Raw genomic sequence first — 23,326 nt, forward strand, 5'->3', positions numbered from 1 at the left:
GGGAGCGTCAACGGGCGTCCAGCTCAAAGCCAATCGTAACCTTGCCGTCCTCATTGGCACTTGCATCACGCACGGGGTCCAGCAGGAACAGCTGGCTCTCGGGCACTTCGTAGCTTTCCAGCATTTGCCGGCGTAGCCAAACCCCTCGTGCAGCGGCCAGGTTGTCAAGTGCTTCGGGGGACAGATCAATATCTGTAACCAGCCTTTCCACCAACGCCCGTTCCCATTCTTCCTGGCTGATCTCGCCGTTCTCCCCGGCAGTGTCATTCCGGAAAGCCGCCAGCGGAGCAACATAGTCAGAGCTGGCGTAAGCCTGCTCCAGGCGCGGGATACGCTCAGACGCCGAAGTAGCTTCAGCGATACCCAGCTGATCGAACAGTTGCTGTTGTCTCAGTCCAATGGCATCGGCTTCTGGTGAAACCGCACCACGCACCTTCAGCACCAACGCCGGGCGGTCATTGAGCGCTGACCCTAAGGCCTCCAATTTAACGTTTTCGCCTTCGGCCAATGCGACCTGACCGGGCTCGAAGCTGATACTGCCCAGGTCTTCTCCCGAAAGTCCAGCCAGATCCGCTATCGAACCCAGCATGCTGAACGGTGATGTCGCGGCTTTTGCAACCAGGTCGACGAAGGCTTTCATGACCACCTGACCAACACTGAAATCCGGGCTGTCGAGGTCACCACTAACCGGAAGATCGATATCGATAACCCCCTTCCTGTCTCTCAGCAGTGCCAGTCCGAGCTTGACTGGCGCGCTGACCGCGTCATCGCTGGCTACTGCTTCGCCAAGCTCGAGACGGTCCAGTACCACACTGTTGCCGGCATCAATGGTGGTACCGGTAAATTCGTAATCGAGGTCAAGGTTCAGTTTTCCGCTGTCGACCCCATAGCCAAGGTAGCGGCCAAAGTAAGGCGATAAGGTGGGCAGGGAAAGATTTTCCATAGTCAGCTTGAGCTCACTGGTTTCGTCGGTTCCCAGAGTCCCCAGGGAACCATCAAGTGTCATGCTGGCCACCTCTCCAACGCGGCCCTGGATTGATACCTTTCCCTGCTGCGGTGAGATATTGCTCAAGCCGGTTACGGAGCCACGCAGCTGATCCAGGCGGGTGGTAAAGGTTGGTTCAATGGTTCTATCCGTGTAGGAAATGGCACCTTCTTCCAGCATTAACTGCCCGATTCGGAAAATAAACTGAGACTCGCTGTCCTCCACAGAGGACTTTTCATCCTCCGCTGGCGCCTCTCCCCCCGAATCTTCCGAAGATGATGACTGTGTGATGCGCTGAAGGTTGTGTACACCATCGCCCTCACGAACCACATTGAATGCCGGACCCGCCAGGGTAATGGTTCCGATCTCCAGCCGTGCCGGCGCCACATTGTACTCCACCGGTTCCAGGCGCAGAGTCTGCCAGCCAATCAGCCTCTCATCGCTATTCCCCAGCCGGGCATCCAGCGATGTTACTTCACCGGTGCCGCTGAAGGTGCCAGTCAACGGATCCTGCTGTTGGTCCAGATCCAGGTTTCCATCCACATTCAGACGGCCATCTCTGACATCCAGATTCGCCATTTCGCTGATATAGGCACCAAACTGGGCAAGAACGATGTCGGAACCGGCGATTCCAGCTTCCAGTGTAAACGGCGCCAGGGTGGTCTGGCCGTTGAACACGAGACGGCCACCATCTCCCAGGGTAGCGTCAGCCTTATAGTTAACCGGGTCTTCCAGTTGATGGGAGAGCTCGTCAACACTGACATTCAGATCCTCTAACGACAGATCCGCCGCGGTCTGCAACTGTTCATCGCGCCAGTTTATAGAGCCCTTGCCCAGCTCCACGCCAGCCACCGACCAGCGGAAAGCCATGTCATTGCCTGCCGAATCATCCGCCGTCTCAGCTTCATCACCTTGCTGAAACGGCTCAAGCAGGTTGATCGACCCTGCCTTATCGCGATGCAGTGACAGGTTCAGACCATCAATGTTGACGGTTCCAGTGGCGGCTTCACGGCTGTTCAGGCCGAACTGTATATCGCCGATACGGATGCTCTGCGTGGTGAGCAATTCGTCATCGCTATCAGCCAGGCCAAGGTCCAGATTTTCAATGCTCAGCTGGCCATTGGAGGTGCTCAGGAAAAGCTCGTCGGCGGACTGCAGCTCATATTCGGAGCTTACAGTCAGACTGCCATCGCGAAGCCGGTAAGGAAGATAGGGTTTGAGGAAATGCTGAAGCGTGGCGTGGGTCACACCACCCAGCTTGATAAACCCCTTGGAATAAAGGGGAGAAATGCTCAGATCCCCTTCCCATTCGATGGTCTGGCTGTCGACCGCTGCCAACAGGTAGTAATCGCTATCGGCATCGTCCCGGGGCCAGGTGGCCAGATCATTGAGTGCAAGATCCAGAGGTGTCACCCGGAACTCCTCCTGACCCTGCCGACTGAAATCCCGGAACAGCAGCTCACCCCCGGCGACTCTTACCCGGTGAAAGTGCAGGCGAAGCGGCTCCCCGGACGCACTCTCGTCAGTGGTCGTTTCTTCCGCCGGCGGATTGTTTGCCTGCCAGTCGATGGCAAAATTCACGCTGTAGTCTTCCAGCAGGTCCAGACGGATATAGGGTTCTTCCAGTTCAATGTTCTGTAACGCAACAACGCCGGTTACCAGCCGCCAGACCCCAAGATTCGTGTACAGGCGATCGAAGGCGACAACACGCTCACCGTCACTGTCGTTTGCCGTCAGATTCACAACGGCAACGCTCATGGTGAAGGGATTCACGCGGATGTTTTCCACCTCCGCCTGCCACCCCATGCGCTGCTCCAGCCTTTTCGGCAGTGTCCGTTCCAGCCACCATGGCAGCCCCACGAACCCGACCAGGGCATAAATCACGACCAGGGCCAGTACAACGACCGAGATATTTCTGGCAGACAATCGTCGAGTCCGATTTGCAACCACCCTGTTCTCCTTGTTGGTTATCAGTGACGGGCACGGCCCAGCTCACATCAGTTTAACAAGGATAGTCCGCAAGTAACGGTTTTGTCAGCCAGATGCCCCGGTAGACTGACAAGGCGCAGTGAACCCGATATTCTGTCCCGATCGTATCAAACAACGAATTCCCTAAACAGGTAACTCCAATGGACATTGGCGATATGCGCCGCGACTTCGAGAGCGAAGGCCTCGATCGCGACGCTCTCGATAACAACCCGATCAGGCAGTTCCAGACCTGGTTCGGCGATGCCCGTGAGGCAGGCATTCTTGAACCCAATGCTATGTCACTGGCCACTAGCGGCAATGACGGTATGCCAGACATACGGACCGTACTGCTGAAATATTTCGATGAAACCGGTTTCGTGTTCTACACCAATTATGGCAGCCGTAAGGCCAGGGAGCTGGCCGAGAACCCGAAAGCGGCCCTGCTGTTTCCCTGGATAGGCCTTAACCGCCAGGTGCGTATACAGGGCACGGTTGAAAAAGTGAGCAAAACCGAATCACTGCGTTACTTTGCCTCCCGCCCACGGGGTAGCCAGATCGGTGCCTGGGTGTCGGAACAGAGCAAGGCAATCACCTCCAGGGGGCTGCTGGAACAGAAGGTTGCAGAGATGAAGCGCCGGTTCAGCGAGGGCGAGATCCCGCTACCGGATTTCTGGGGTGGTTACCGCGTGGTGCCGGAACGGATCGAGTTCTGGCAAGGCAGGCCAAGCCGGCTGCATGACCGGTTTGAGTACGTCCAAAAGGACAACGGGTGGATCATTGACCGGCTCCAGCCCTGACTCGGCCCCCATCGTCTGGCTGTGCCGGGAACCGGCTTCACTGGAGCAACAGGTACCTGGCTGGCTGACTGCCTTCGAGCAGACCTCCGTTGCCGGTTTCGAAGGCCTGCGGCGCAGGGAATATCTGTGCAGCCGCTGGCTGATTCGCCAGGCACTGGCAGGTACATCCGGCACCGCCGCAAGTGAATGTCGCCCCATCGACGGGCGGCCGGTTTGCTCTGAACATCCACCGGGGTGGCACCTGTCCCTGAGCCACAGCCACGGGCTGTCAGCGTGTGCGGTGTCGGCTAAGCCAGGCCTGGGTCTGGACATCGAGCCCTGTAGCCGCCACCCACACTGGCAGAAAGTGGTTCGGCGATGGTTCACCCCCAGTGAACAAGACTGGCTGCTCAACGCCAACCGCTGCGAAAACTTCCTCAAGGTCTGGACCCTGAAGGAAGCCTGGCTTAAGGCAACCGGTCGCGGTATCGCAGGAAATTTGCAGACTCTCGAAGTGACCCCTGATTTCCGGTTATTCGGTGACCGAAATGACGAAAGCTGGATGGCGTCGGCAGGCCAGGTCGGCGATTTCCTGGTGGCGCTAGTCTACCATCAGCACGGGCCGTCGCTGCCCGTCGGCTATCTGCTCCAGACACCTGACGAACCTTTAGAGGCAGGCCAGCGTGCCGGGCCCATTGCCCAGGTGAACTGGCTGCTTCACAATCCCGTGATCATCCGCAAGCAGGAGTGATAATGGAAGATCAGCAACGCTGCCCCTGGTGTGGCACCGATCCCCTCTATACGCATTACCACGATAATGTCTGGGGCAGGCCGGAATATGACGACCTGGCACTGTTCGAAAAGCTTTGCCTGGACGGCCAGCAGGCCGGGCTTAGCTGGCTTACCATTCTGAAAAAACAGGAAAATTACCGGACAGCCTACGACCACTTCGACCCGGAGCGCATCGTTCGTTACGACGACAGCAAAATTGATTCGCTGCTAAAAGACCGGGGTATTGTCCGCAACCGCCTGAAAGTGGAATCCATTATCCGTAACGCCCGCGGGTATCTGGACCTCCAGGCGCAGGGCCACTCGTTCAGCAGTTTCCTGTGGTCTTTTGTAGACGGTAAGCCGGTGCAGAATCAATGGCAGCGCATAGAGCAGGTCCCAGTCTACACCCCGGAAGCGGAAGCCATGTCAAAGGCGCTGAAACAGAGGGGATTCAATTTCGTGGGTCCCACCATCGTTTATGCGTTCATGCAGGCGGTAGGAATGGTGAATGACCACCTGACGAACTGCCCCCAGCACTCCGTATGCCGGGAACTGGCCGACAAGGTATGAACCCTTGTTTTTCCTGCCCGCTCCAGGCCTCCTGTTGATCCCAAATGATCCATCGCTCGTAAGTTCGAGGGTAAAACTTCATACCTGCGCACGACTAAGAGAGCGAAACGGTGAGACTAACCCTGGAAGAACTCAGGCAAATGCCTGACCTGACCATCGGCCTGCTGGAAATAATCTCGCTGGAGGGCCAGCAATACATGGCCAGGATGGTAATCAACAACAAATACCATCTACTGTCCGATGCCAAGGGTAAGACGCAGTTATTCCGCAGCAGCTGGGAAATCCAGGATACCCTGGCAGCATTCAATGTTGTATCTACAGAAGTCGTTCACCCGTCTGCCTATCATGAAATGATCGGCATGCAGCCGGCGGATCTCGAACCCATGAGAATACGGGTGCAGGGGCGCGACTCGTGATTGCGGTCGCCAGGCTGGCGATTGTCGTTGGCATCGCAGGGTTACTGCCATTTCTCGCAGCGGTACTCGGCCTGTTCATGATGCCCGCCAAAAGCGTGGTCATCATCAGCTACTTCTATCTGTATAGTGCCGGCATCCTGGCTTTTATGGCAGGTATTTACTGGCCTCTGGCCATGCAACTGGAAAACCGGTGCTACCCGATTTCACCACTTGTCACCATGCTGCTCAGCCAGGTTTTTTTCGTCTCAGCCGGCATAGGATTGTTACTTCCGGTTCCCGTACAGATTGTGCTGTACACCGTCGCATATATGGGACTATACGTGGTTGATGCCCGCTGGATGAAAGGATACTGGCCGGATTGGTATCTGAAACTTCGGCTGGCACTGACCGGTGTCGTATTGTTGTGCCAGGTAGCGGCCGGCACCTGGTTTTTTATGGCACATGGCTGAGTCTGCAATGATTCAAGCCCCCATTCCATGTAGCAAGAGATGCTCCGGCACCTAACTCCGGAGCATCTGATCAGGGCTTTCAACCAGAGTTCTCAGTTTCTTGAGAGCACCCTTTTCGATCTGCCTTACCCGCTCGCGGCTAATACCCAGGTGATCAGAAATCACCTGCAGGGTCTCTGGCTCTGGCAGGCCAAGCCCAAAACGACGGGCAAGAACGTCTTTTTCCCGCGAGCTGAGATCGGCCAGCAGCGTTGCCAGTGTTCGCTTACGGTCCCGATGGACCATGTCGTGATCCGGCGCGGACTGCTCACCTGCGCTGAGGCTGTCACCCAGAGTGATACTACCTTCGGTGGTGACGGGCATATCCACAGACACTTCCATGCTCGCCAAAGCACGCAGTTCACCAATACGTGACGGGGATACTTCGATTTCCTGCGCCAACTCGCTTTGTGATGGGGTGCGGCCCAGGGTCTGATGAAGCAGCAACGATTTTTTCTGCAGCAGGCGGATTTCGTCGACCACATTCTCAGGCGTATGCACCAGGCGGGTACCCCGCTTCATGCACCGCTTGACCTCTTCGCTGATCCACCAGTAAGCGTAGGTGGAAAAACGAAACCCTTTGGTGGGGTCGAACCGCTCAACGGCTTTGATAAGGCCAACGTTTGCATCCTGGATTACATCCGACATGGGAATTCCGCGGTTGGCATAGCGCCTTGCGATGTGCACCGCAAGCCGCAGGTTGCTGCGGATGAGCCGCTGACGGCTGTCAGTGGCAAGATGATAGGCGCGACGACACCGGGTCGACAATGCGCAGGCATCCCCCAGGCTACCAATCACCTCGCGGAAGGTTTGGGGTGTATCTTCCGGCAAACCGATCTCTGCCGAGATAATCCGGTAGCAGAAGGACAATCTGCGTGAAAGACGGCGCTCGCCTTCGTTGGTCAATAACTCGTAACGGGACGCATCCCTGAAGTACAGCCCCACAAGGGATTCCGTTTCGCCGGAGTGGGCTATGGTCGGAGACGGTCCCGGGCTCTGAAGTTCAGTCATGGCACAGGTTCCGATCGTAAATTTATAAGAAATACGAGCGGAACGGTGCCATGGATCCCCGGCTGAGTTACGCCGCGACGATGGCGTACTCATGGTTATAAGGCTCGATCAGCACCGCATGGAGGGCCACGATCGTCTTCTTGTAGGCGTCTTCATCCACCACAAACTGGATGTCCACCTGGCGCATACACTGGTGCAAGGCCAGAACACTGATTTCCTCGTCCGCCAGGGCCTTGACCGACCGCGCCAGGATACCCGGTATTTTGATATCACTGCCAATGGCAGAAACAATCGCTACCTTGCGGGTATTGATTTCGGCATTGGGGAACTCGTCTTTCAACGCACGCACCACCCGCTTGACGTGCTTGAGAGTGCTGTCAACGTAGTGGGTGATAGTGTTGGCATTGGTATCCTTCGACACGAAGCGCACCTTGAAGCGGCCAAGCACCTCGAGGATACGACGGTCAGAGCCGGGCTCGCCCTGCATGTCCTGATCGAATACTTCAATGGCAAACACACCCTTGTTGCCGGCAATGATCTCCACCTGCGGCTTCTCGCTGACGTAATCACCGGTGATCAGGGTGCCGGTGTGCTCCGGCTCAAAGGTATTCATCACCCGCAGCGGGATCTCGTTCTGGCGCATGCCCTTGCCGGCGCGGGGGTGGATGGCTTCCATACCCAGGTTCGCCAGCTGGTCGGCAACGTCGTAGTTGGTGCGGCCAAGGGGCACTACTTTGTCCGCACCCACGATATTGGGGTCGGCGGAGCTGAGGTGGTATTCCTTGTGAATGATGGCCTCACGGGCATTGGTGATAACTGCCACACGGCTGAAGGTCATCTCGCTGTAGCCCCGGTCAAAGGTACGCATCAAGCCTTCACTGCACTGGGCGTAACCGGTGACGATGGGCAGTTCGCGAGTCAGGTCTACCGCATCGAACGCCTGTTTGAGCTTTTCATCCAACGGCAGAAGCTCGTTGTCGCGCCAGCCTGTCAGGTCCACAAACCGTGCGTTTATACCTTCCTGCTGGAGTTTCAGAGCAGTGTTGAATGCGCTGTGCGCTTCACCAATACCCGCAAGCATTTCCCGAACCGTCAGCAGGTGCTCTTCCAGCTGGAACTGGCCATAGGAGCAAAGGCGCTGCAGATCAATCAGGCAACCACGAACGCCCTCGATCCGGTCAGTAATGAACTGGTCCGCCTGCTGCTTGAGCATGGGATCATGGAACAGCTCGCCGTTGATGTCGGTGAGGAATTTGATCAGCTTGGTAAGATCGTCACCCCAGGCCCAGTCCGATTCCGCATCAGCAAACAGGGCATAAACGCCCGGCTCACCGGTTTTCTTGTGTTCCAACAGTTCGTCGGTGACACCGCCGTAGGCGGAGACCACGAAAATGCGCTGGTAGAGGTCGTCTTTTTCGCGGCCGCCGAAAATGATGTTGTCGCGTACAGCCTCATAGTTGCTCATCGAGGTGCCGCCAATCTTCTCTACGGTGTGTAGTTCGCTAGTCATAGTGTTACCGTCGTTATCGTGCAGAATGAATTTTTGGGGATGGCAGGCGCCTCAGGACGCCTTGCTCATTCCTTCCTGCATGATTTCATCCACGCTTTGAGCTAGCAGTTTAGCACCTTTGCGCAGATCATCCTCGCTGGTCGTCAGCGGCATCAAGCATTTGATCACTTCGTCATTGGGACCACTGGTTTCGATAATCAGCCCCTTTTCAAAGGCACGGCTGGTGATCTTGTCCGTCAGCTCGGCATGGGTAGCTTCAATGCCGCGCATCAGGCCACGTCCCTTAATGCGAAATTCGCCAGGGTACTTGTCGCAGATGGCCTGCAGGCCGTCACCAAGCACCTTCGTTTTAACCTTCACTTCATTGGTAAAGGCATCGTCTTTCCAGTAGGTCTCAACGGCAGCACGGGCCGTCACGAAAGCCATGTTGTTGCCACGGAAGGTGCCGTTGTGCTCACCCGAACTCCAGATATCAAGCTCCGGCTTGAACAACACCAGCGCCATGGGCAGGCCATAACCACTCAGTGACTTGGAAACGGTGACAATATCTGGCTTGATGCCGGCAAACTCAAAGCTGAAGAACTCTCCGGTACGTCCGTTTCCGGCCTGGATATCGTCCAGGATCAACAGGATATCGTGCTTCTTGCACAGCTTCTCAAGGCCCTGAAGCCACTCGGCACGGGCGGCATTCAACCCGCCTTCACCCTGAACCGCCTCGACAATAACCGCAGCCGGAAGCTCAAAGCCGGAAGATCCGTCGGACAGCACTTTATCCATGATTTCCAGGGTGTCCACGTTTTCACCCAGATAGCCGTCATAGAACATGAAATCTACATTACCGAGCGGGGTACCAGCGCCGCCTCGGTGGTGCTTGTTACCCGTGGCGGCAACCGCACCCATGGTCACACCGTGGAAACCATTGGTGAAGGAGATAATACCGTTACGGCCCTTCACCTTGCGGGCCAGTTTAAGGGCCGCTTCTACACAGTTGGTACCGGTAGGGCCAGTGAACTGCATTTTGTAGTTCAGGCCACGAGGATCCAGGATGTGCTTCTTATAAGACGCAATAAAATCATGCTTGGCAGTGGTGAACATATCCAGGCCCTGGCTGACACCATCGTTTTCAATGTACTCCAGCAACGCTTTTTTGAGAATGTCGTTGTTGTGGCCATAGTTCAGTGACCCGGCGCCGGCCAGAAAATCCAGATATTCCTTACCGTCCTCGGTGTAAAGGTGCGCGTTCTTGGCGCGATTGAAAATCACCGGAAAGGCACGGGAATAAACACGTACTTCGGATTCAGTCGACTTGAAAAGTTCCATGATCTTGCCTCTTAGCATGTCAGGTTCGAGGTAGTTGTGCGGGGGCACGTTGGTTGAGGCCGTGGTGACAGATTCACCTCAGCAATCTGCCGGCCAGTCCAAACAGGGATATCGATCGTTCGGGAAGGTTGCTATGCCGGTTTCGTGAAAGGCCCTATGCGAAGCAGAAACTCAGAGTCGTGCTTGCCACCGAAGTGGGTGTCTTTCTCAAAGTGCTCTTGATAGGTGAGCTCGGCACCCATATCGCGTGCGAAAGACCGGAACAGCGCCCAAGAAGCCTCATTGTCTTCGGTGATGGTGGTTTCCATATGGGTCACATCTTTACACGCATCCCGGGAAACAATCGCCTTCAGCATTCGCTTGGCCAGACCCTGCCCACGACCTTTCTCGTGAACGGCGACCTGCCAGACAAATACGGTTTCAGGCTGCTGCGGGGGAATATATCCGGAAATAAAGCCGACCAGATCGTCGTCTATCTCCGCCGCCACGCCAGTTTCGGCAAAGTGGCTGCACTGCAGGAGGTTGCAGTAGATCGAGTTGGGGTCCAGCGGCGGGCATTCTGCTACCAGCTGGTGAAGTCTGTAGCCATCATCCTTGACCGGTGTGCGGAGGTTGATGGCGGTGGTATTCGAGCCTTCTGATGTCATAACGTGATCGATTCGCCTCAAAAAGTTAGCGTAGAATTATATAGACCACAAAATATATTTCAAGTCAGGCTTACAGGATGCGCACCCAGAAATGCCGGCCTGCTCTTTAAGAATAGACCCGATTCTGGCGGGCGCCAGTGACAAATTCGTTAAACAACGAAAGGAAAAACAACATCGTCTGTAGCCAGGGATGTCCCCGCCACTATACGGCTACGGTAAGATACGGCAGCGGCCGAATCACCAGGCCACAACCGGTCGAATCGGGGCAACCAGGCATCCAGATCGTAGGCTACGGGCATAAGGGACACGTTCAGCCCTCGCCACTCAAAACCGGAAACAGGCTCAGACGCCGGACTTGTCAGTCCAATGCGCGTAATCAGCCCCCGCGGGTCATGCTTCAGATTCCCCATACCCGCCGAGCCGTTGTTCACCACGACGCGGCTTCGCCCTTCAATGGTTCCCGACCAGAGTACCGGCAGGCAGGTGTGGGTGGAAACAATCACATCAGCACCGGAGTCACCGAACCATTCCGCGAGCTTCAATTCGTTGCCGGCAACAAAGGATTCATGGGCCAGCCCCCAGCCAGCCAGGGACTCGGGATCACCATGCACCACCAAAACCTTTAGGCCTCCAAACAACAGGCATCGATAGCGGGGTAACAGGCGAAGTCGCTCCTGGATGTCGGGGTGATCCCCGGCCACGCCCTGCAGCCGCTCCATCATGCTATTGGAGCGCTCGACCACGCCCTGATCTACAAAATCCGGATAGGCACACCCGCATCCCGCCCCGTCATTGGGGTTGGCCAGTTCATAATCGACGTTGCCAAGGCTGGCGGTATGACCCAGCACACGACTGTTGATTTCCCGGAACAGGCTGTCGCTGGCGTTAAACCAGTTGAAGTCCCCATTGAACACCAGCCTGACCCTGTGCCCCTGCTGCTGCTCGGCCAGCGCCATCCGTTCGATTTCATCAAGCGCGTAAGGATTTCCATAGAGCCCACCGATGACGTAGAGCACATCTTCAGTGACCTTGTCGGGCGTCCGGCACAGGTCCGAAGGCTTATATCGATAGGCAAGGGGACAACTTCGGCCTTCGTTCATGGCGGAACCTACGCCTCGCCGGTTGCAAGTGCGCGCCCCGCCAGCCTGCGGGCCACCAGGGGCAGGAAGAAGCCAACTGAGCAGATCAGGAAACCATAGGCGTTGACGCCAAGCAGCATGGCGTAAGCTCCTTCACCGATGGCCCAGCTCGACGGGATAAGCCCCACTGCCAGCAACACACCCAGCCCCAGCCCGGTCCAGAAACTCAGGTGAAAACTCCAGGGCGACCAGCGTGTGAACCCGTAAAACAGAAACACCGGCGCCAGCCCCATCACCATGGTGCCGGAGATGGTAGTGGCCTTGAGAATATCGGTACCGGCAAACATTGGCAGGTTACCCAGCAGCGCAAACACGATCATGATAATCGCCCCAACCCGCACGCTGGGCAGCCGGTCCGTCGCCCGCTTCGCCAGCCGCGGCAGGTCCACCGCCAGGGATTTGGCCAGTGAGCTGAAGGTGGAATCCAGCGTGGAACCGGCGGAGGTCATCATCACCACACTCATAAAGAACAACGCCGCCAGCCCCAGCGATTGCCCTACAGCCGCCGGCGCGTTACCCATGGCCTCGATACCGTTCAGGCGGGCGTGCACGCCCACCAGGCTGAAGATAAACACCGCCACAAAACCCAGCAGGCCGGCGACCACAAAGCTCTTGAGCATGGTTTTCTCTTTGTTCACAAAGCCCCGGTCAGTCAGAACCGGATCGTGGAAGGGGTAGCTGAACATCTGCAACAGCGCCACCAACAACAGGTCAAAACCGGCATTCAGCTTGAACTCACCGTTGGTCAGCAAGGCGCTGGTGTCGTTGGCAGGCACAATCAGGAACAGAACGGCTCCGAGGAAGAACACAAACACAAACGCCTGAATCACATCGGTAAAAATCGACGACCGCAAACCGCCTTTCAGGCTGTAGGCCAGGGTGAAAGCCGTAAACAGCATCGCTGCCGTGTAATATTCCCACTGCCCCGGCAGCCCGAAATAGCCACCCACCACGGCGGTGTTGCTCCACACCTCGTTATACAACCGAATCAGAATCGCCGCCGCAAACGCCAGACTGGCTAGCCGCCCAAACCGCGACGTCAGAAAATCCTGCAGGCTACAAGCCCCGGTCTGGGTACGAATCAGATAGATGATATAACCGGCCACCGGAATCGACAGCCAGTAACTGGCATACGCCAGCCCCCCTGTTACCCCGTAGGCCGCCCCTAGGTTGGCCGCATTGGTCACCGACTTGGCAAAAATCCAGCTGATAAAAATACTCGCCGTCAGCGACCACTGCCCCACCGGATTACCCTGGTCGTCCGCGCCTTTATAAAAAGAATTGGCGTTTTTACTCTTCGGCGACAGCACATACATCACCACCCCATAAACCACCAAGAATCCCCAAAACAGGGAGGCTTCCGTAGAGTTCATCGTCTGTCTTATCCTCGTTCTTTATCGGTTACCCGGGACTTTTCCGGTTTCCTCGAGAATGGAAGCTTGAGTCAGTGGTGGAGGGGGTTCGAAAAAACGCCCGTGAACCCATCCATGGGGGGCTTGGTCGCGCCGTCCATGGCGCTCCACATTTTTTGAACCCCCTCCACCACTGCCTCTATCATCATCTGCAGCATGCCGTCCCCGATTTCCCGGGCGCAGCAACCATGCTCAATAAAAAGCGTTGTTTTACCCAACGAATTGCAGTGACTAACCGCGGTCTGGGGGTGGTGTTTTATTTCCGCCAGGAAAAAGGTGTCTGAGCGAAGCGAGTTCTTTTTCCCAAGGAAATAAAACACCACCCCCAGGCCGCCAACTCCCAGCAACCAGTCCTAAACAGCCTAACTCCCAGCCCAGACTCAGCCGGGCGCCGAACAACTGGCCCCAAACCGGTAACAGGCAAAACACCGGTGATGCCGCAACATGATGCGCTCGTCCATGCTCTCGGCCAGGGTGCCACCCAGGTCATACTGCGGATCGTCGTCCACCAGCGTGCAGGCATAAACCCGAACCTGATCGTCGCGCTTCACCAGCATGCGGGTATAGGTACACATGAAGTGGGACCTGGCCTCCCTGGTAGGGTACTTTTCCATGCAGTTTTCGGTGATTTCCGGGCTGCCGTCTTCCGAGCCGGGTGTGCCCAGGTCCGGGAAGGCGGTGAAGGCCAGGGTTTCAGGGATGCGCCACTCTCGGAAGATGCTACGAAATGCATCTTCTACGTTGGCAACACTCTCGTCCGGATCGGTCTGCCGAGCGATAGACACCTCGAAGCCCTGGTCCACCAGCCAGCGGATGCCTTCCAGTGCCTTATCGAAGCTACCGTCGCCCCTGTCCACGTCGTGGCGGGCCCGGTCAGGGAAGTCCAGACTGACACGGAAGTGGATCGGGTAAGGGTTGTTCAGCAGCGGCATCACCTGGTGGCGACGCTTGAGGAGTGGGTCCGTGGCGTTGGTGAGCACGAAGCAGGGCCGGTGGTGGCTGGCGTAATCGAGGATGTTCACGAAATCACGGATCACAAACGGCTCGCCGCCGGTAAAGGAAAACTGTTCCACACCCATGTCCAGGGCTTCGTGGATAAACGGTTTCACGTCGCTCAGCTTCATGCCGGGAATGCGACCGTCGCCGGGATGTGAACCCTCAAGGCAGAACGGGCAGGCCAGGTTGCAGGCGGTGCCGGTGTGAATCCACAGTTCCTTGAGTTTGTCGGAATCAATATAGCCGCGCGGGTCGCCGTTGCGGGTATGGGTCCAGCTGTCGCGGGCCCGGGGTTCCAGTACTTCCACAACGGGGATACGTCTTTCGGCGGTTTGGGTCAGGGGCATAGCTGCTCCGTGTTCATGATGAATCTTTGATAACTGACAAGCCGGGGGCGCAAGTGTTACACCACAAGCGCCCGCCCACCTTGTTTTTACGTTGTCACTTGCCGTCCGGCCTTGTTGCCGGGCTGCTTGCCACGGCGCCAGCCATGAAGCTTCTCAAGCAGTTTGAGAATGCCCTGGGGCGCGTGTTCGCGCTTCCACTCGCCGGCGGCGTACTTGGCGGATTCGTTCCAGGTCGGGTAGGGGTGAATCGTTCCCAGAATCTTGTTCAGGCCCAGGCCGTGCTTCATCGCCAGGGTGAACTCAGCCAGGATTTCACCGGCGTGCATGCCGACAACAACGGCGCCCAGTATCTTGTCCTTACCCGGGGGGGTGAGCACTTTGATAAAGCCATAGTCCTCGCTCTCGGTGATGGCGCGGTCAAGATCATCCAGTCCGTAGCGGGTGACTTCGTAGGCAATGCCTTTCTCCCTTGCTTCCGCCTCGCTCAAACCCACACGGGCCACTTCCGGCGAGGTAAAAGTCACCCAGGGCAGCACCCGGTAATCCACTTTGAAGCGTTTGAACTGGCCAAACAAACCGTTCACCGCTGCAAACCAGGCCTGATGGGCGGCTGCATGGGTGAACTGGTAGGGGCCAGCGACATCGCCACAGGCAAATACGTTGGGGAAGCGCATGCTCATATCTTCCTCCACCGGTACAGTGCCATTGGGCAGCGTTTCCACGCCGATCTTATCCAACCCCAACCCCTTGGTGTTCGCGGCTCGGCCAACAGCCACCAGAACCTGGTCGAACGGAATCCGGACGCGCTCGCCATTGTGCTCACAGTAAGCCACTTTTTCCCCGTCTTCGACGGCGAACTCTTTCGCGGCGTGGCCCAGCCTAAGATCAATACCGTCCTGTTCAAACTGCTTGCGGACCACATCGGAAACGTCGCTGTCTTCCTTGGCCAGCAGGCGGTCTCCCATTTCCACCTGGGTTACCTTGCTGCCCAGCCGCGCAAAGGCATGGGCCAGTTCAGAGCCAATCGGGCCGCCACCGAGTACCAGCAGGCGCTCCGGTTGAGTCTCCAGGGACCAGAGGTTATCGGAATTCAGCGGCTCCATATCCGCCAGCCCAGGAATCGGTGGCATGGCCGGTTTGCCGCCGGTGGCAACCACGATACTGCGTGCGGTCAGGCGCTCGGTGCGGCCGTCGTTATGAACCACTTCCAGTTCCCAGGGGGATACGAAACTGGCGGTGCCGGAGATGCAGTCCACGCCCAGCTTGCGATAGCGCTCGGGGGAGTCGTGGGGCTCCACCTTGGCTATGACGTCCTGAACCCGATTCATGATGTTTTTGAACGAGCCTTTCACCGGCACGGATTCCAGGCCGTAGCGATTGGCATGGCGCATAGTATCGGCGGCCTTGGCGCTGCGAATCAGGGCCTTGGAGGGCACGCAGCCGGTATTCAGGCAGTCGCCACCCATTTTATCCTTTTCGATCAGTGCCACCTTGGCCTTTACCGCCGCCGCTATATAGGCAGACACCAATCCCGCGGAACCGCCACCGATCACCAGCAGGTTATAATCAAACGACTCCGGCTTTTGCCAGCCATTGTATACGCGCTTTTTGCGGATAAAGCCGACCACAAACTTGGCAATCAGCGGGAACAGACCGAGAAGTGCGAAAGACAGCAACAAATCAGCAGACAGGATATCGCCGGTGGACTCGATCTGGGCAAGTTGGGTTCCCGCATTAACGTAAACAAACGTGCCGGGCAGCATGGCGATCCAACTGACCAGCGCGTAGGTCTTCAGCTTCATGGCCGTCAGACCCATAGCCAGGTTGATCAGGAAAAAGGGAAACACTGGCACCAGCCGCAATGTCGCCAGGTAGAACGCGCCGTCCTTGTTGATGCCCCGATCCATTTTGGCAACCGTGTCGGCGTATTTTTCCCGCAAAGTGTCCCGCAGAAGAAACCGGGCTACCAGGAAGGCCAATGAAGCCCCGATGGTCGATGCGATTGAAACCGCAATCAAGCCATAAATATTGCCAAAAAAAGCCCCGCCAGCCAGGGTCATAATAGCCGCCCCGGGGAGTGACAGCGCAGTGACAACCACATAGATGGCGGCAAAGCCGAGAACGGCCACCAGCAGGTTCTGGCTGATCCACTGCTCGATGGACGTCTGGTGCCTTTGCAGATTTTCCAGGGTCAGTATCTCCGGGCCGCCGAAGCCGATAAACAGTGCAACCACCGCACCGATAGCAACAAGCAGAATGAGCTTTTTCGAGTTCATGTCAGAATCCATTGGTTAAGAAATATAACGGGTTGCCCTCAAAGACACGGCCAAACGCTGGATGTTACACCGGGTTGCGTCTAAAATTTTTTGAACGATCGCTCATTTACGCCGGAACTATTCACAGTCAACATGGACATACCATTGTCCAGAGGGTTCCGGATGTCCAATCACATCTTTATAACAACGCTCTAACGCAGGTGTCCCGGGGGGTATACGGAATGGAAACCGCAACGCATCAGTCTGACGAAGAACTGCTGATTCAGGGCCTGAAATCCGGCAACGAAGCCGATTTTCGAAAGGCTGTCCGGGTTTATACGCCCGGCATGATGGCAGTTGCCAGGTACTACCTTGATAATTCCACTGCCGAAGAAGCCGTGCAGGACTGTTGGGTAACCGTCATTGATGCCATCCAGAATTTCGAAGGTCGGTCAGGCCTGAAAACCTGGCTACACCGGATTGTGGCTAACCGCTCAAAGAATCATCTCAGGAAAGCAAAACGCGAAGTCAGCGCGGACTTTTCAGAGACACTGGACCCGGAGCTCGCAAACCGCTTTCGCCCCAATGGTCGCTGGGCAACGCCACCGAGCCTGAGGTTCGACGAGGATGCCGAGTCGCTTATGGAAAATGGCGCCCTGAGCGACTGCCTGGACCAGCATCTGGCCACACTACCGGAAACACAGCGTTCCGCGCTGATGCTTTATGAAGCCCATCAGCACAAATCCAATGACGTGTGTAACATTCTGGATGTCAGTGCCTCTAATCTTCGTGTACTTTTACACCGTGCGAGACAAAAAATATTTATTATGGTGGAAAAATTTCAGGAGACGGGCGAATGCTGATGTGCAGGGACCTGGCCCGCATCGCCAGTGACTACATTGATGGCGAACTGGGCCCCATGGACACGGTGTCTGTAAAGATGCACCTGCTGATGTGTGGGCATTGCCGCACGTTTATTGGCAACCTGCGCCACAGCGTCGATTTGATGAAGGCGCATTCGAGCCAGCATGTGGATGAAGAACTTGTCCGCCGGATAGATGAGCGCGTTACTGAATCCTTGAACGCACGTAACTCTGACAACGGGAAATCTTATTAAACCCCTCCCTGGCTTGGCCTCAGCCATTATTCTGCCTCGAAAATCTGCGTCTGCGGATGAAAGGTATACCAGGCAAACCAGAAAGCCCGGGTAGTGGGAATCAATTCGCCTGAATCGTCGCGCAGCTCGGCGGTGGGGACGTCAGCATCGTAGTGAACGCTGACCACCTTCCCGCCTATGCTGTCCTCAAGTACCTGATCACCATGATCCGCCAGCTCCGGAAAAGGCCAGGCCTTGCTCTCACCATTATGGGTCCAGCCCAGGACCCAGGTTTTCGGGTGGTATTTCCGACTGGTGCTGGATACAGGAAAGTAAAGCCGTTCGGAATGATCGTAATCACCGTAGGGTGACTGACGGTAATTCCTGCGATGGCCGGTATCGGTGGAAAGCACACGCCCGCTGTCACCGACCCGGGCCCGCCATTTCTGCCACAGCTCGTGGCGAATGGCGACAGGTTCCAGTTCCGTGCCCGCGAGGGGGCCGGATATGGCTCGCCCTTCGATCTGTGACCACAGGGATTCCGTCTGGTGATCGTACATCAACAAATCGCTGTTATAGAGCAGGCCCGAAACACCAAACGTCAGATGGCGGCCATCAACCACGGGATCAAATGCCATGCCGGTTCCGCATAGCGGGCAAAAAGTAATGAGTACAGGCTGACCGTCTGATTCGTGATTGACGATCTCGTGCCAATTCAGGATGCCTATCGGGAAAGCATAACGTGCCTGCCCCAGGTCATAGGTCATCACCAGGTCGCCCTCCCGCCAGGGCAGCGAATCCCCCGCAGGTTGAAATTTGGGCTCATTGATGGAGGGAATGCCATCGCGAGGTGGCCCGCCACTGAGAATCTCATCCACAGGGATCAGCGCATTGCTCAGATCAAACCCATTCTTCTCCTGAGCCAGCCCCGGTCGAGCCACCAACAAAAGTAACACACACAGCGCAACAAAAATTCGAGTTTGCAGTCTCATCAGTTCCCCCAACAGAGCCGTATTTTAACAGTTAAGCTCTGACTCACTGACACCTGAACAACCCGAGTGTTACAACAAAAACGCCCTGTCGACCGTTGTAACAGTGTCTTCGAGAGTTTGTCTCTGTTATCAACATGAACTCCAACAACAAACGGGATGAACGATGTTCCTTAACTGGCTATCACGGCGGCTCGCCGCCTATCTCTCGAAACAGGTCACCCGGCATTCGGTGCGCACCTCCACCTGGGAAGCCCTGGAAAAATCGCTTCAGCCCGGAGACGTCCTGCTGGTGGAAGGGAATACCAGGATCAGTGCGGCCATCAAGTTCCTGACCCAGTCCACCTGGTCCCATGCCGCGTTGTACCTGGGACCGGAAGCGGGCCTGGGCACCAATGCAAATGGTGAACCCCATGTGCTGGTCGAGGCAGACCTTGAGGAGGGTATTCGCCCGCTGCCACTGTCATTTTACCGGCACGCCCATAGCCGGGTCTGTCGTCCGGTCGGGCTTAGTGAAGAGGATATCCACCGGCTTGCCAACTATTCGACAAGCCGGCTGGGGCACCAGTATGACATGAAGAATGTGTTCGATCTGGCGCGCTACCTGTTTCCGACCCCCCCGATTCCCACGCGGTACCGGCACAAGTTGTTGGCGTTCGGAAGTGGCGATCCGACACGGGCGATCTGTTCAACGTTTATTGCCGAAGCTTTCCAGCAATTGCGTTATCCGATTCTCCCAGTTGTCAAAACGCTGCCCAGTGATGATCCGGACTGTGAGGACTGTGTGTACGAGCGGTTCCGGGTTCGGCACCACTCCTTGTTCACACCAAGAGACTTTGACGCCTCGCCTTACTTCCGGATTATCAAGCCGACCCTGGAGAACCACTTTGATTACAGAGCCATCGACTGGGACGACCAGTAATTCTCCGGCTCCGGTCGCCCCAACAGGAACCCCTGTAGCTCGTCACAACCGGATGTCGCCAGCCAGCTGGCTTGCGCCTCCGTTTCCACACCCTCTGCAATGACCTCACAACCAAGGCTATGAGCCATGGAGATCATAGTGCGACACAACACCTCGTCCTGTTCGTTATCCGGCAGACCGGTGACAAAGGCACGATCAATCTTGATGCGCTTGACCGGCAACGCCTTGAGGTAGGCCAGCGAAGAATAACCGGTACCGAAGTCATCCACTGCCAGCAGCACCCCCAGTGAACGGAAGCCCTCAAGGATCTCCAGTGCCGTTGCGACGTCTTCCATCAAGGCAGTTTCGGTGATTTCCAGCTCCAGGCAGCCGGGCGCGAGGTCATGACTGCCCAGGACACCACGTATGTGTTCCACCAGCGAGGGGTCCGCCAGTTGCCGTGCAGAAATATTGATCGCCATGCGGCCTGAAAAGCCTTGATCCACCCACCGCTTCATGGTCGTAACCGCCTGTTCAATGACCCACAGCCCTATAGGGGCGATCAGCCCCGGCTCTTCAGCAACGGGTATGAATTCGGCGGGCGACACCATGCCTAGCTCAGGGTGGCGCCAGCGCAGCAGTGCCTCAAAGCCCACACAACGCCGTAACCGGTCAAACTGGGGCTGGTAATGAAGCTCAAACTGCTGTTTCTCGATGGCATTGCGGAGATCCTTGACCATATCCTGGCGGCGCTGGATCTGTTCACCAAGATCCGAGGCGAAGAACTGTACTTTGAGGTCTGCGGATTTCTTGGCCCGGTGCATGGCAATTTCGGCGTGGCCGAGCAGTACGCCAGCCTCAACGCCATCCACTGGTGTCAATGCAACACCCGCACTGACATCGCACTGGTACTGTTTGCCAGCAACCAGGACTGGTTTTGTACAGGCACCAATAATGGCGGCAATTTCTGCTTCAAGATGATCGTCTTTAAGGCCCTGGTTAGGCGTCAGCAACAGCCCGAATACATCGCCTCCCAAGCGCGCAACGTAACCGGGCTCACGACTGAACGCCGCCAGCCTGCGGGCAACTTCCTGTAAGACCCGATCCCCGATTTCATGGCCAGCCAGGCCGTTCAGGGCCTGGAAATCATTGAGGCCGAGCACCACAAGTGCGGATGGCGCGCTATCCGCGCTTTTCGATTCTGTCAAAAATCGTGTCAACCGCTCTTCAAACAGATTCCGGTTGGCCAGCCCCGTCAATTGATCATAGAGACTCCGTAACTGGAGCTCCTGCTCCGTCTGCTTCAGTGAGCGGGTTCTTTCCATCAGCAGTTGGTCAAGCCGCTTATTCAGGGACTGTAACCGACTAAGATAGGTGGCGTTCTGTTCCAGCATGCGGTTGAAGGCACCCTCCACTTCGCCGAATTCATCACAGCGCTCCGGCTCGCGGACATAAATCAGCGGATGCTCCGAATCCGCGCCCGCCTGTACAATACGTGTGCGCAGACGCAGCAGCGGAGACAACATCATGCGGTCCACAACCGCCATGGCAACCACGGTGACAAACACGGCAATCAGTAGCGAAAGGCCCAGGATTCGCACGACAAAGGCGGCCAGTTCCCCGGAAACGCCAGTGATATCAACACGGGCCCTTACCGGGTAGTCACCAAGCCACTGCCCGGAATTCCAGACCAGGTCCAGCCGTTGCTTCTCCGGGTTGGGCAGATCCCGCAATCGCCCTGAAGCATCCCCGGCATCGGTGACTGGCTCCCCGACCCTTAACCAGCGATCATTCACCATCAATTCAAGGCCCGTTATCCGTGAGCTATCCAGCACCTTCTGAAGCGAATCAGCGGTTACATTGTCAGATTTTGTCGCCAGATAGGTTGAGATGGCCTGCCGCGCCACAGCGGCGTGCTGGCCTAACAGATCCTCTGCGTAATTACGGTAGGAAGGGATAAGAATGACAAACTCAATGAGCAGAATGGCAATAAACGCGGCCATGCTCAGATTTCTGCACAGACGGCACGAGATCAGCTGCCGCCACCATTGAGAAACCGACTGCCAGTAATCCGGGTTGCGACGGGCGCGCCGCTCATCACCTCCAAGATCTGTATCAATCCCTGCCGGCGACTTCATGAGCCATCGCTCCTGTTTAGTGTGAATAAGGATTCGACGTATTATCGACACCCCGGAAGGCTGGTTGTTACATGGCAGGCGTGGATCTCTGATTGCCAGGCAGTGGGGACAGTCCCAGAGTTGAAACAAAAAAGGGTGGAGACAAGCTCCACCCAAAACGTCGTGACAACCGACGATGCAAAGCGTCACGCAGATCCGGCGCAATAATTCGTCTGGCCCGGAAATCCGGCCTCAGCGCTTCTGGAACGTGTCCTGTTCAATCCGCATGTACTCGGTCAGGGCCGCCAGTTCTTCAGAATCCCAGTCCAGCGGTTCTGCTGCCATGGGAGCCACCATGCAGATCTGGACCATCTCATCCAGATGGACCTTGTCCATACCGAAATCGCTCTTACCCATGGCTACGAAATGTGGGTATTCATTGGCGAAGGTGTCTTTATACAGGTTACCGCCAGTGTGGCACATGGCACAGGACAGGCCATTGGCAGACAGTGACGTATCGCTGAACAGGGCTTCCCCTTTCTTTGCCAGGGATTCGGCATCGCCGTCATAGGGTTCATACCCTGCAGGGCGCCGAACGGCCTCTTTCATGGCTTCGGAAGTGCCTTCAGCTTCCCCTTCTGCCTCGCCTTCTCCCTCAGCCTCACCTTCTCCCTCAGCTTCCCCTTCTGCTTCTCCTTTTGCTTCGCCTTCCGCTTCTCCCTTCGCTTCGCCTTCGGCTTCACCCTGCGCAGCTTCCGCTGAAGGAATCAGCCCAAGCCCGTTTTCCGATACGGCTGACATACCCGCCATAGCCACTACCGTCATCACGGGCACCGACACCATAAGATTTCGGGAAAGCTTGCGGAGGAGTTCTTTACGATGACTTTCAGTATCCATTTGATCTCTCCGATCATCATTGGTTATTGGATTTCTTGCATGAACCCCGGGCTCACGCGGTCCTTGCCATCTGCATTTGCAACTTCTGCTGGTGACGCAAAGTTGAAGGGTGAACGCCAAACCCATCACTGACTTCAACTCCGCCCTGTTCCGCCAACATCGCGATAATCGCCATGTGGTGAACGGTGTGGCTGGCCAGGAACACCAGTTCCCGGTCGATGCTGGTGGCGACAGTGCGCCGCTGGTCATCACTGAGATGCTCCATCGTCAGTGATGTGTTCTGAGGCACATCAGCAAGACGAGCCAGCGAATTGTTGATGGCAAGAAGCCTGTTACAGGCAGCGTGGTTATCCTGCTCAAGGCTTTCTTCGCGCTGCCTCTTCTCATAGTCGAGCGGCCCGGCGGATCGCCCGTTAACAGCCTTCAGAAGAGCCATATAGTGGTCGATGATATGGCGCACATGTTTGCCGATGACGTGCTGCTTTTTCGCTCCGAACGTTTGCCGATACAGCAGTCCCGGCATCACTACAAGCAGCTCTGCAAGCTGGTTGATGGCGTGGGCATTTTCGGCAATAAGCTCTTCACAATTAACAGACCCGGAACTTGAATTTGGCATTTTTCTTCACCCGTATCGTCTGGGTTGATTCGTTCGCTGAAAGCAGCAAGGGAGCGGCAGGTCGAGCCCGGCGCCAGGGTTACGGATAAATCCGGTTCA

At 56.5% G+C, this 23,326-nt stretch carries 21 protein-coding genes; 8 read left to right on the top strand and 13 right to left on the bottom strand.

Annotation, left to right across the window (positions count from 1 at the left end; translation table 11 throughout):
* Nucleotides 1-7 precede the first annotated feature (7 nt).
* On the bottom strand, nt 8-2,911 hold the full coding sequence (locus tag M8010_RS01250) for a DUF748 domain-containing protein (RefSeq protein ID WP_250087034.1): 2,904 nt from the start codon (nt 2,909-2,911) through the stop codon (nt 8-10).
* Nucleotides 2,912-3,114: 203 nt separating this feature from the next.
* Here M8010_RS01250 and pdxH point away from each other — a divergent pair, with 203 nt between their 5' ends.
* The 5 genes from pdxH to M8010_RS01275 all read left to right on the top strand — a co-directional run bounded on the left by pdxH (nt 3,115) and on the right by M8010_RS01275 (nt 5,935).
* The gene (pdxH, locus tag M8010_RS01255; RefSeq protein ID WP_250087036.1) at nt 3,115-3,750 is read left to right on the top strand and encodes a pyridoxamine 5'-phosphate oxidase; all 636 of its coding nucleotides are present in this window, start codon (nt 3,115-3,117) and stop codon (nt 3,748-3,750) included.
* The gene (locus M8010_RS01260) at nt 3,731-4,480 is read left to right on the top strand and encodes a 4'-phosphopantetheinyl transferase family protein (RefSeq protein WP_250087038.1); all 750 of its coding nucleotides are present in this window, start codon (nt 3,731-3,733) and stop codon (nt 4,478-4,480) included. Before pdxH ends, M8010_RS01260 begins: the two co-directional genes overlap by 20 nt.
* 2 nt (nt 4,481-4,482) lie before the next feature.
* Nucleotides 4,483-5,070: a DNA-3-methyladenine glycosylase I gene (locus tag M8010_RS01265; RefSeq protein WP_250087039.1), complete on the top strand. Its 588-nt coding sequence runs from the start codon at nt 4,483-4,485 to the stop codon at nt 5,068-5,070.
* A 110-nt stretch (nt 5,071-5,180) separates the two neighbouring features.
* Complete coding sequence (locus tag M8010_RS01270; RefSeq protein ID WP_250087041.1) at nt 5,181-5,486, top strand: DUF6482 family protein; 306 nt, start codon at nt 5,181-5,183, stop codon at nt 5,484-5,486.
* Nucleotides 5,483-5,935 carry a DUF3429 domain-containing protein gene (locus M8010_RS01275; protein ID WP_250087043.1) on the top strand — a complete coding sequence of 151 codons (453 nt, stop codon included), beginning with the start codon at nt 5,483-5,485 and terminating at the stop codon, nt 5,933-5,935. Before M8010_RS01270 ends, M8010_RS01275 begins: the two co-directional genes overlap by 4 nt.
* Before the next feature lie 51 nt (nt 5,936-5,986).
* Here the strand turns inward: M8010_RS01275 and M8010_RS01280 are convergent, their stop codons facing one another.
* The 8 genes from M8010_RS01280 to M8010_RS01315 form a co-directional block, all read right to left on the bottom strand.
* A complete protein-coding gene (locus M8010_RS01280; RefSeq protein ID WP_250087047.1) occupies nt 5,987-6,985 on the bottom strand; it encodes a sigma-70 family RNA polymerase sigma factor in 999 nt (332 codons plus the stop codon).
* 67 nt (nt 6,986-7,052) lie between these two features.
* A complete protein-coding gene (locus M8010_RS01285; protein WP_250087048.1) occupies nt 7,053-8,495 on the bottom strand; it encodes an aspartate kinase in 1,443 nt (480 codons plus the stop codon).
* Between the two features lie 51 nt (nt 8,496-8,546).
* The gene (ectB, locus tag M8010_RS01290; RefSeq protein ID WP_250087050.1) at nt 8,547-9,815 is read right to left on the bottom strand and encodes a diaminobutyrate--2-oxoglutarate transaminase; all 1,269 of its coding nucleotides are present in this window, start codon (nt 9,813-9,815) and stop codon (nt 8,547-8,549) included.
* A gap of 131 nt (nt 9,816-9,946) precedes the next feature.
* Complete coding sequence (ectA, locus tag M8010_RS01295) at nt 9,947-10,462, bottom strand: diaminobutyrate acetyltransferase (RefSeq protein ID WP_250087052.1); 516 nt, start codon at nt 10,460-10,462, stop codon at nt 9,947-9,949.
* A 149-nt stretch (nt 10,463-10,611) separates the two neighbouring features.
* Nucleotides 10,612-11,562, bottom strand: a complete 951-nt coding sequence (locus M8010_RS01300) for a metallophosphoesterase family protein (protein ID WP_250087055.1) — start codon at nt 11,560-11,562, stop codon at nt 10,612-10,614.
* A gap of 8 nt (nt 11,563-11,570) precedes the next feature.
* Nucleotides 11,571-12,974: a sodium:solute symporter family transporter gene (locus M8010_RS01305; RefSeq protein ID WP_250087056.1), complete on the bottom strand. Its 1,404-nt coding sequence runs from the start codon at nt 12,972-12,974 to the stop codon at nt 11,571-11,573.
* Between the two features lie 419 nt (nt 12,975-13,393).
* The gene (locus M8010_RS01310; RefSeq protein ID WP_250087058.1) at nt 13,394-14,356 is read right to left on the bottom strand and encodes a radical SAM protein; all 963 of its coding nucleotides are present in this window, start codon (nt 14,354-14,356) and stop codon (nt 13,394-13,396) included.
* A gap of 86 nt (nt 14,357-14,442) precedes the next feature.
* Nucleotides 14,443-16,632, bottom strand: coding sequence for a dihydrolipoyl dehydrogenase family protein (locus M8010_RS01315; RefSeq protein ID WP_250087061.1), 2,190 nt, complete (start codon nt 16,630-16,632; stop codon nt 14,443-14,445).
* 221 nt (nt 16,633-16,853) lie between these two features.
* Here M8010_RS01315 and M8010_RS01320 point away from each other — a divergent pair, with 221 nt between their 5' ends.
* Together M8010_RS01320 and M8010_RS01325 are read left to right on the top strand one after the other, a co-directional pair.
* Complete coding sequence (locus M8010_RS01320) at nt 16,854-17,474, top strand: RNA polymerase sigma factor (protein WP_250087062.1); 621 nt, start codon at nt 16,854-16,856, stop codon at nt 17,472-17,474.
* Nucleotides 17,468-17,728 (top strand): zf-HC2 domain-containing protein, encoded by a 261-nt coding sequence (locus M8010_RS01325; protein WP_250087064.1) that lies wholly within the window; start codon nt 17,468-17,470, stop codon nt 17,726-17,728. The genes M8010_RS01320 and M8010_RS01325 overlap by 7 nt, the downstream gene beginning before the upstream one ends.
* Before the next feature lie 26 nt (nt 17,729-17,754).
* Here M8010_RS01325 and M8010_RS01330 read toward each other — a convergent pair whose 3' ends face one another.
* On the bottom strand, nt 17,755-18,699 hold the full coding sequence (locus tag M8010_RS01330; protein ID WP_250087066.1) for a DUF3179 domain-containing protein: 945 nt from the start codon (nt 18,697-18,699) through the stop codon (nt 17,755-17,757).
* A gap of 163 nt (nt 18,700-18,862) precedes the next feature.
* Here M8010_RS01330 and M8010_RS01335 point away from each other — a divergent pair, with 163 nt between their 5' ends.
* Complete coding sequence (locus M8010_RS01335) at nt 18,863-19,618, top strand: YiiX/YebB-like N1pC/P60 family cysteine hydrolase (protein ID WP_250087068.1); 756 nt, start codon at nt 18,863-18,865, stop codon at nt 19,616-19,618.
* Here M8010_RS01335 and M8010_RS01340 read toward each other — a convergent pair.
* From M8010_RS01340 to M8010_RS01350, 3 genes are all read right to left on the bottom strand, one after another.
* The gene (locus M8010_RS01340; RefSeq protein WP_250087070.1) at nt 19,588-21,735 is read right to left on the bottom strand and encodes a putative bifunctional diguanylate cyclase/phosphodiesterase; all 2,148 of its coding nucleotides are present in this window, start codon (nt 21,733-21,735) and stop codon (nt 19,588-19,590) included. The genes M8010_RS01335 and M8010_RS01340 overlap by 31 nt on opposite strands.
* A gap of 231 nt (nt 21,736-21,966) precedes the next feature.
* Nucleotides 21,967-22,611, bottom strand: coding sequence for a c-type cytochrome (locus M8010_RS01345; RefSeq protein ID WP_250087072.1), 645 nt, complete (start codon nt 22,609-22,611; stop codon nt 21,967-21,969).
* Between the two features lie 52 nt (nt 22,612-22,663).
* Nucleotides 22,664-23,227 carry a DinB family protein gene (locus tag M8010_RS01350; protein WP_250087074.1) on the bottom strand — a complete coding sequence of 188 codons (564 nt, stop codon included), beginning with the start codon at nt 23,225-23,227 and terminating at the stop codon, nt 22,664-22,666.
* Between the last annotated feature and the right edge of the window lie 99 nt (nt 23,228-23,326).

The organism is Marinobacter sp. ATCH36 (assembly GCF_023555055.1).
Classification (GTDB): domain Bacteria; phylum Pseudomonadota; class Gammaproteobacteria; order Pseudomonadales; family Oleiphilaceae; genus Marinobacter.

Coding starts and splice junctions, on each gene's coding strand:
- pdxH (WP_250087036.1), top strand. CDS start 3,115: ATGGACATTGGCGATATGCGCCGCGACTTCGAGAGCGAAGGCCTCGAT.
- M8010_RS01265 (WP_250087039.1), top strand. CDS start 4,483: ATGGAAGATCAGCAACGCTGCCCCTGGTGTGGCACCGATCCCCTCTAT.
- M8010_RS01280 (WP_250087047.1), bottom strand. CDS start 6,985: ATGACTGAACTTCAGAGCCCGGGACCGTCTCCGACCATAGCCCACTCC.
- M8010_RS01285 (WP_250087048.1), bottom strand. CDS start 8,495: ATGACTAGCGAACTACACACCGTAGAGAAGATTGGCGGCACCTCGATG.
- ectB (WP_250087050.1), bottom strand. CDS start 9,815: ATGGAACTTTTCAAGTCGACTGAATCCGAAGTACGTGTTTATTCCCGT.
- ectA (WP_250087052.1), bottom strand. CDS start 10,462: ATGACATCAGAAGGCTCGAATACCACCGCCATCAACCTCCGCACACCG.
- M8010_RS01300 (WP_250087055.1), bottom strand. CDS start 11,562: ATGAACGAAGGCCGAAGTTGTCCCCTTGCCTATCGATATAAGCCTTCG.
- M8010_RS01305 (WP_250087056.1), bottom strand. CDS start 12,974: ATGAACTCTACGGAAGCCTCCCTGTTTTGGGGATTCTTGGTGGTTTAT.
- M8010_RS01310 (WP_250087058.1), bottom strand. CDS start 14,356: ATGCCCCTGACCCAAACCGCCGAAAGACGTATCCCCGTTGTGGAAGTA.
- M8010_RS01315 (WP_250087061.1), bottom strand. CDS start 16,632: ATGAACTCGAAAAAGCTCATTCTGCTTGTTGCTATCGGTGCGGTGGTT.
- M8010_RS01320 (WP_250087062.1), top strand. CDS start 16,854: ATGGAAACCGCAACGCATCAGTCTGACGAAGAACTGCTGATTCAGGGC.
- M8010_RS01325 (WP_250087064.1), top strand. CDS start 17,468: ATGCTGATGTGCAGGGACCTGGCCCGCATCGCCAGTGACTACATTGAT.
- M8010_RS01330 (WP_250087066.1), bottom strand. CDS start 18,699: ATGAGACTGCAAACTCGAATTTTTGTTGCGCTGTGTGTGTTACTTTTG.
- M8010_RS01335 (WP_250087068.1), top strand. CDS start 18,863: ATGTTCCTTAACTGGCTATCACGGCGGCTCGCCGCCTATCTCTCGAAA.
- M8010_RS01340 (WP_250087070.1), bottom strand. CDS start 21,735: ATGAAGTCGCCGGCAGGGATTGATACAGATCTTGGAGGTGATGAGCGG.
- M8010_RS01345 (WP_250087072.1), bottom strand. CDS start 22,611: ATGGATACTGAAAGTCATCGTAAAGAACTCCTCCGCAAGCTTTCCCGA.
- M8010_RS01350 (WP_250087074.1), bottom strand. CDS start 23,227: ATGCCAAATTCAAGTTCCGGGTCTGTTAATTGTGAAGAGCTTATTGCC.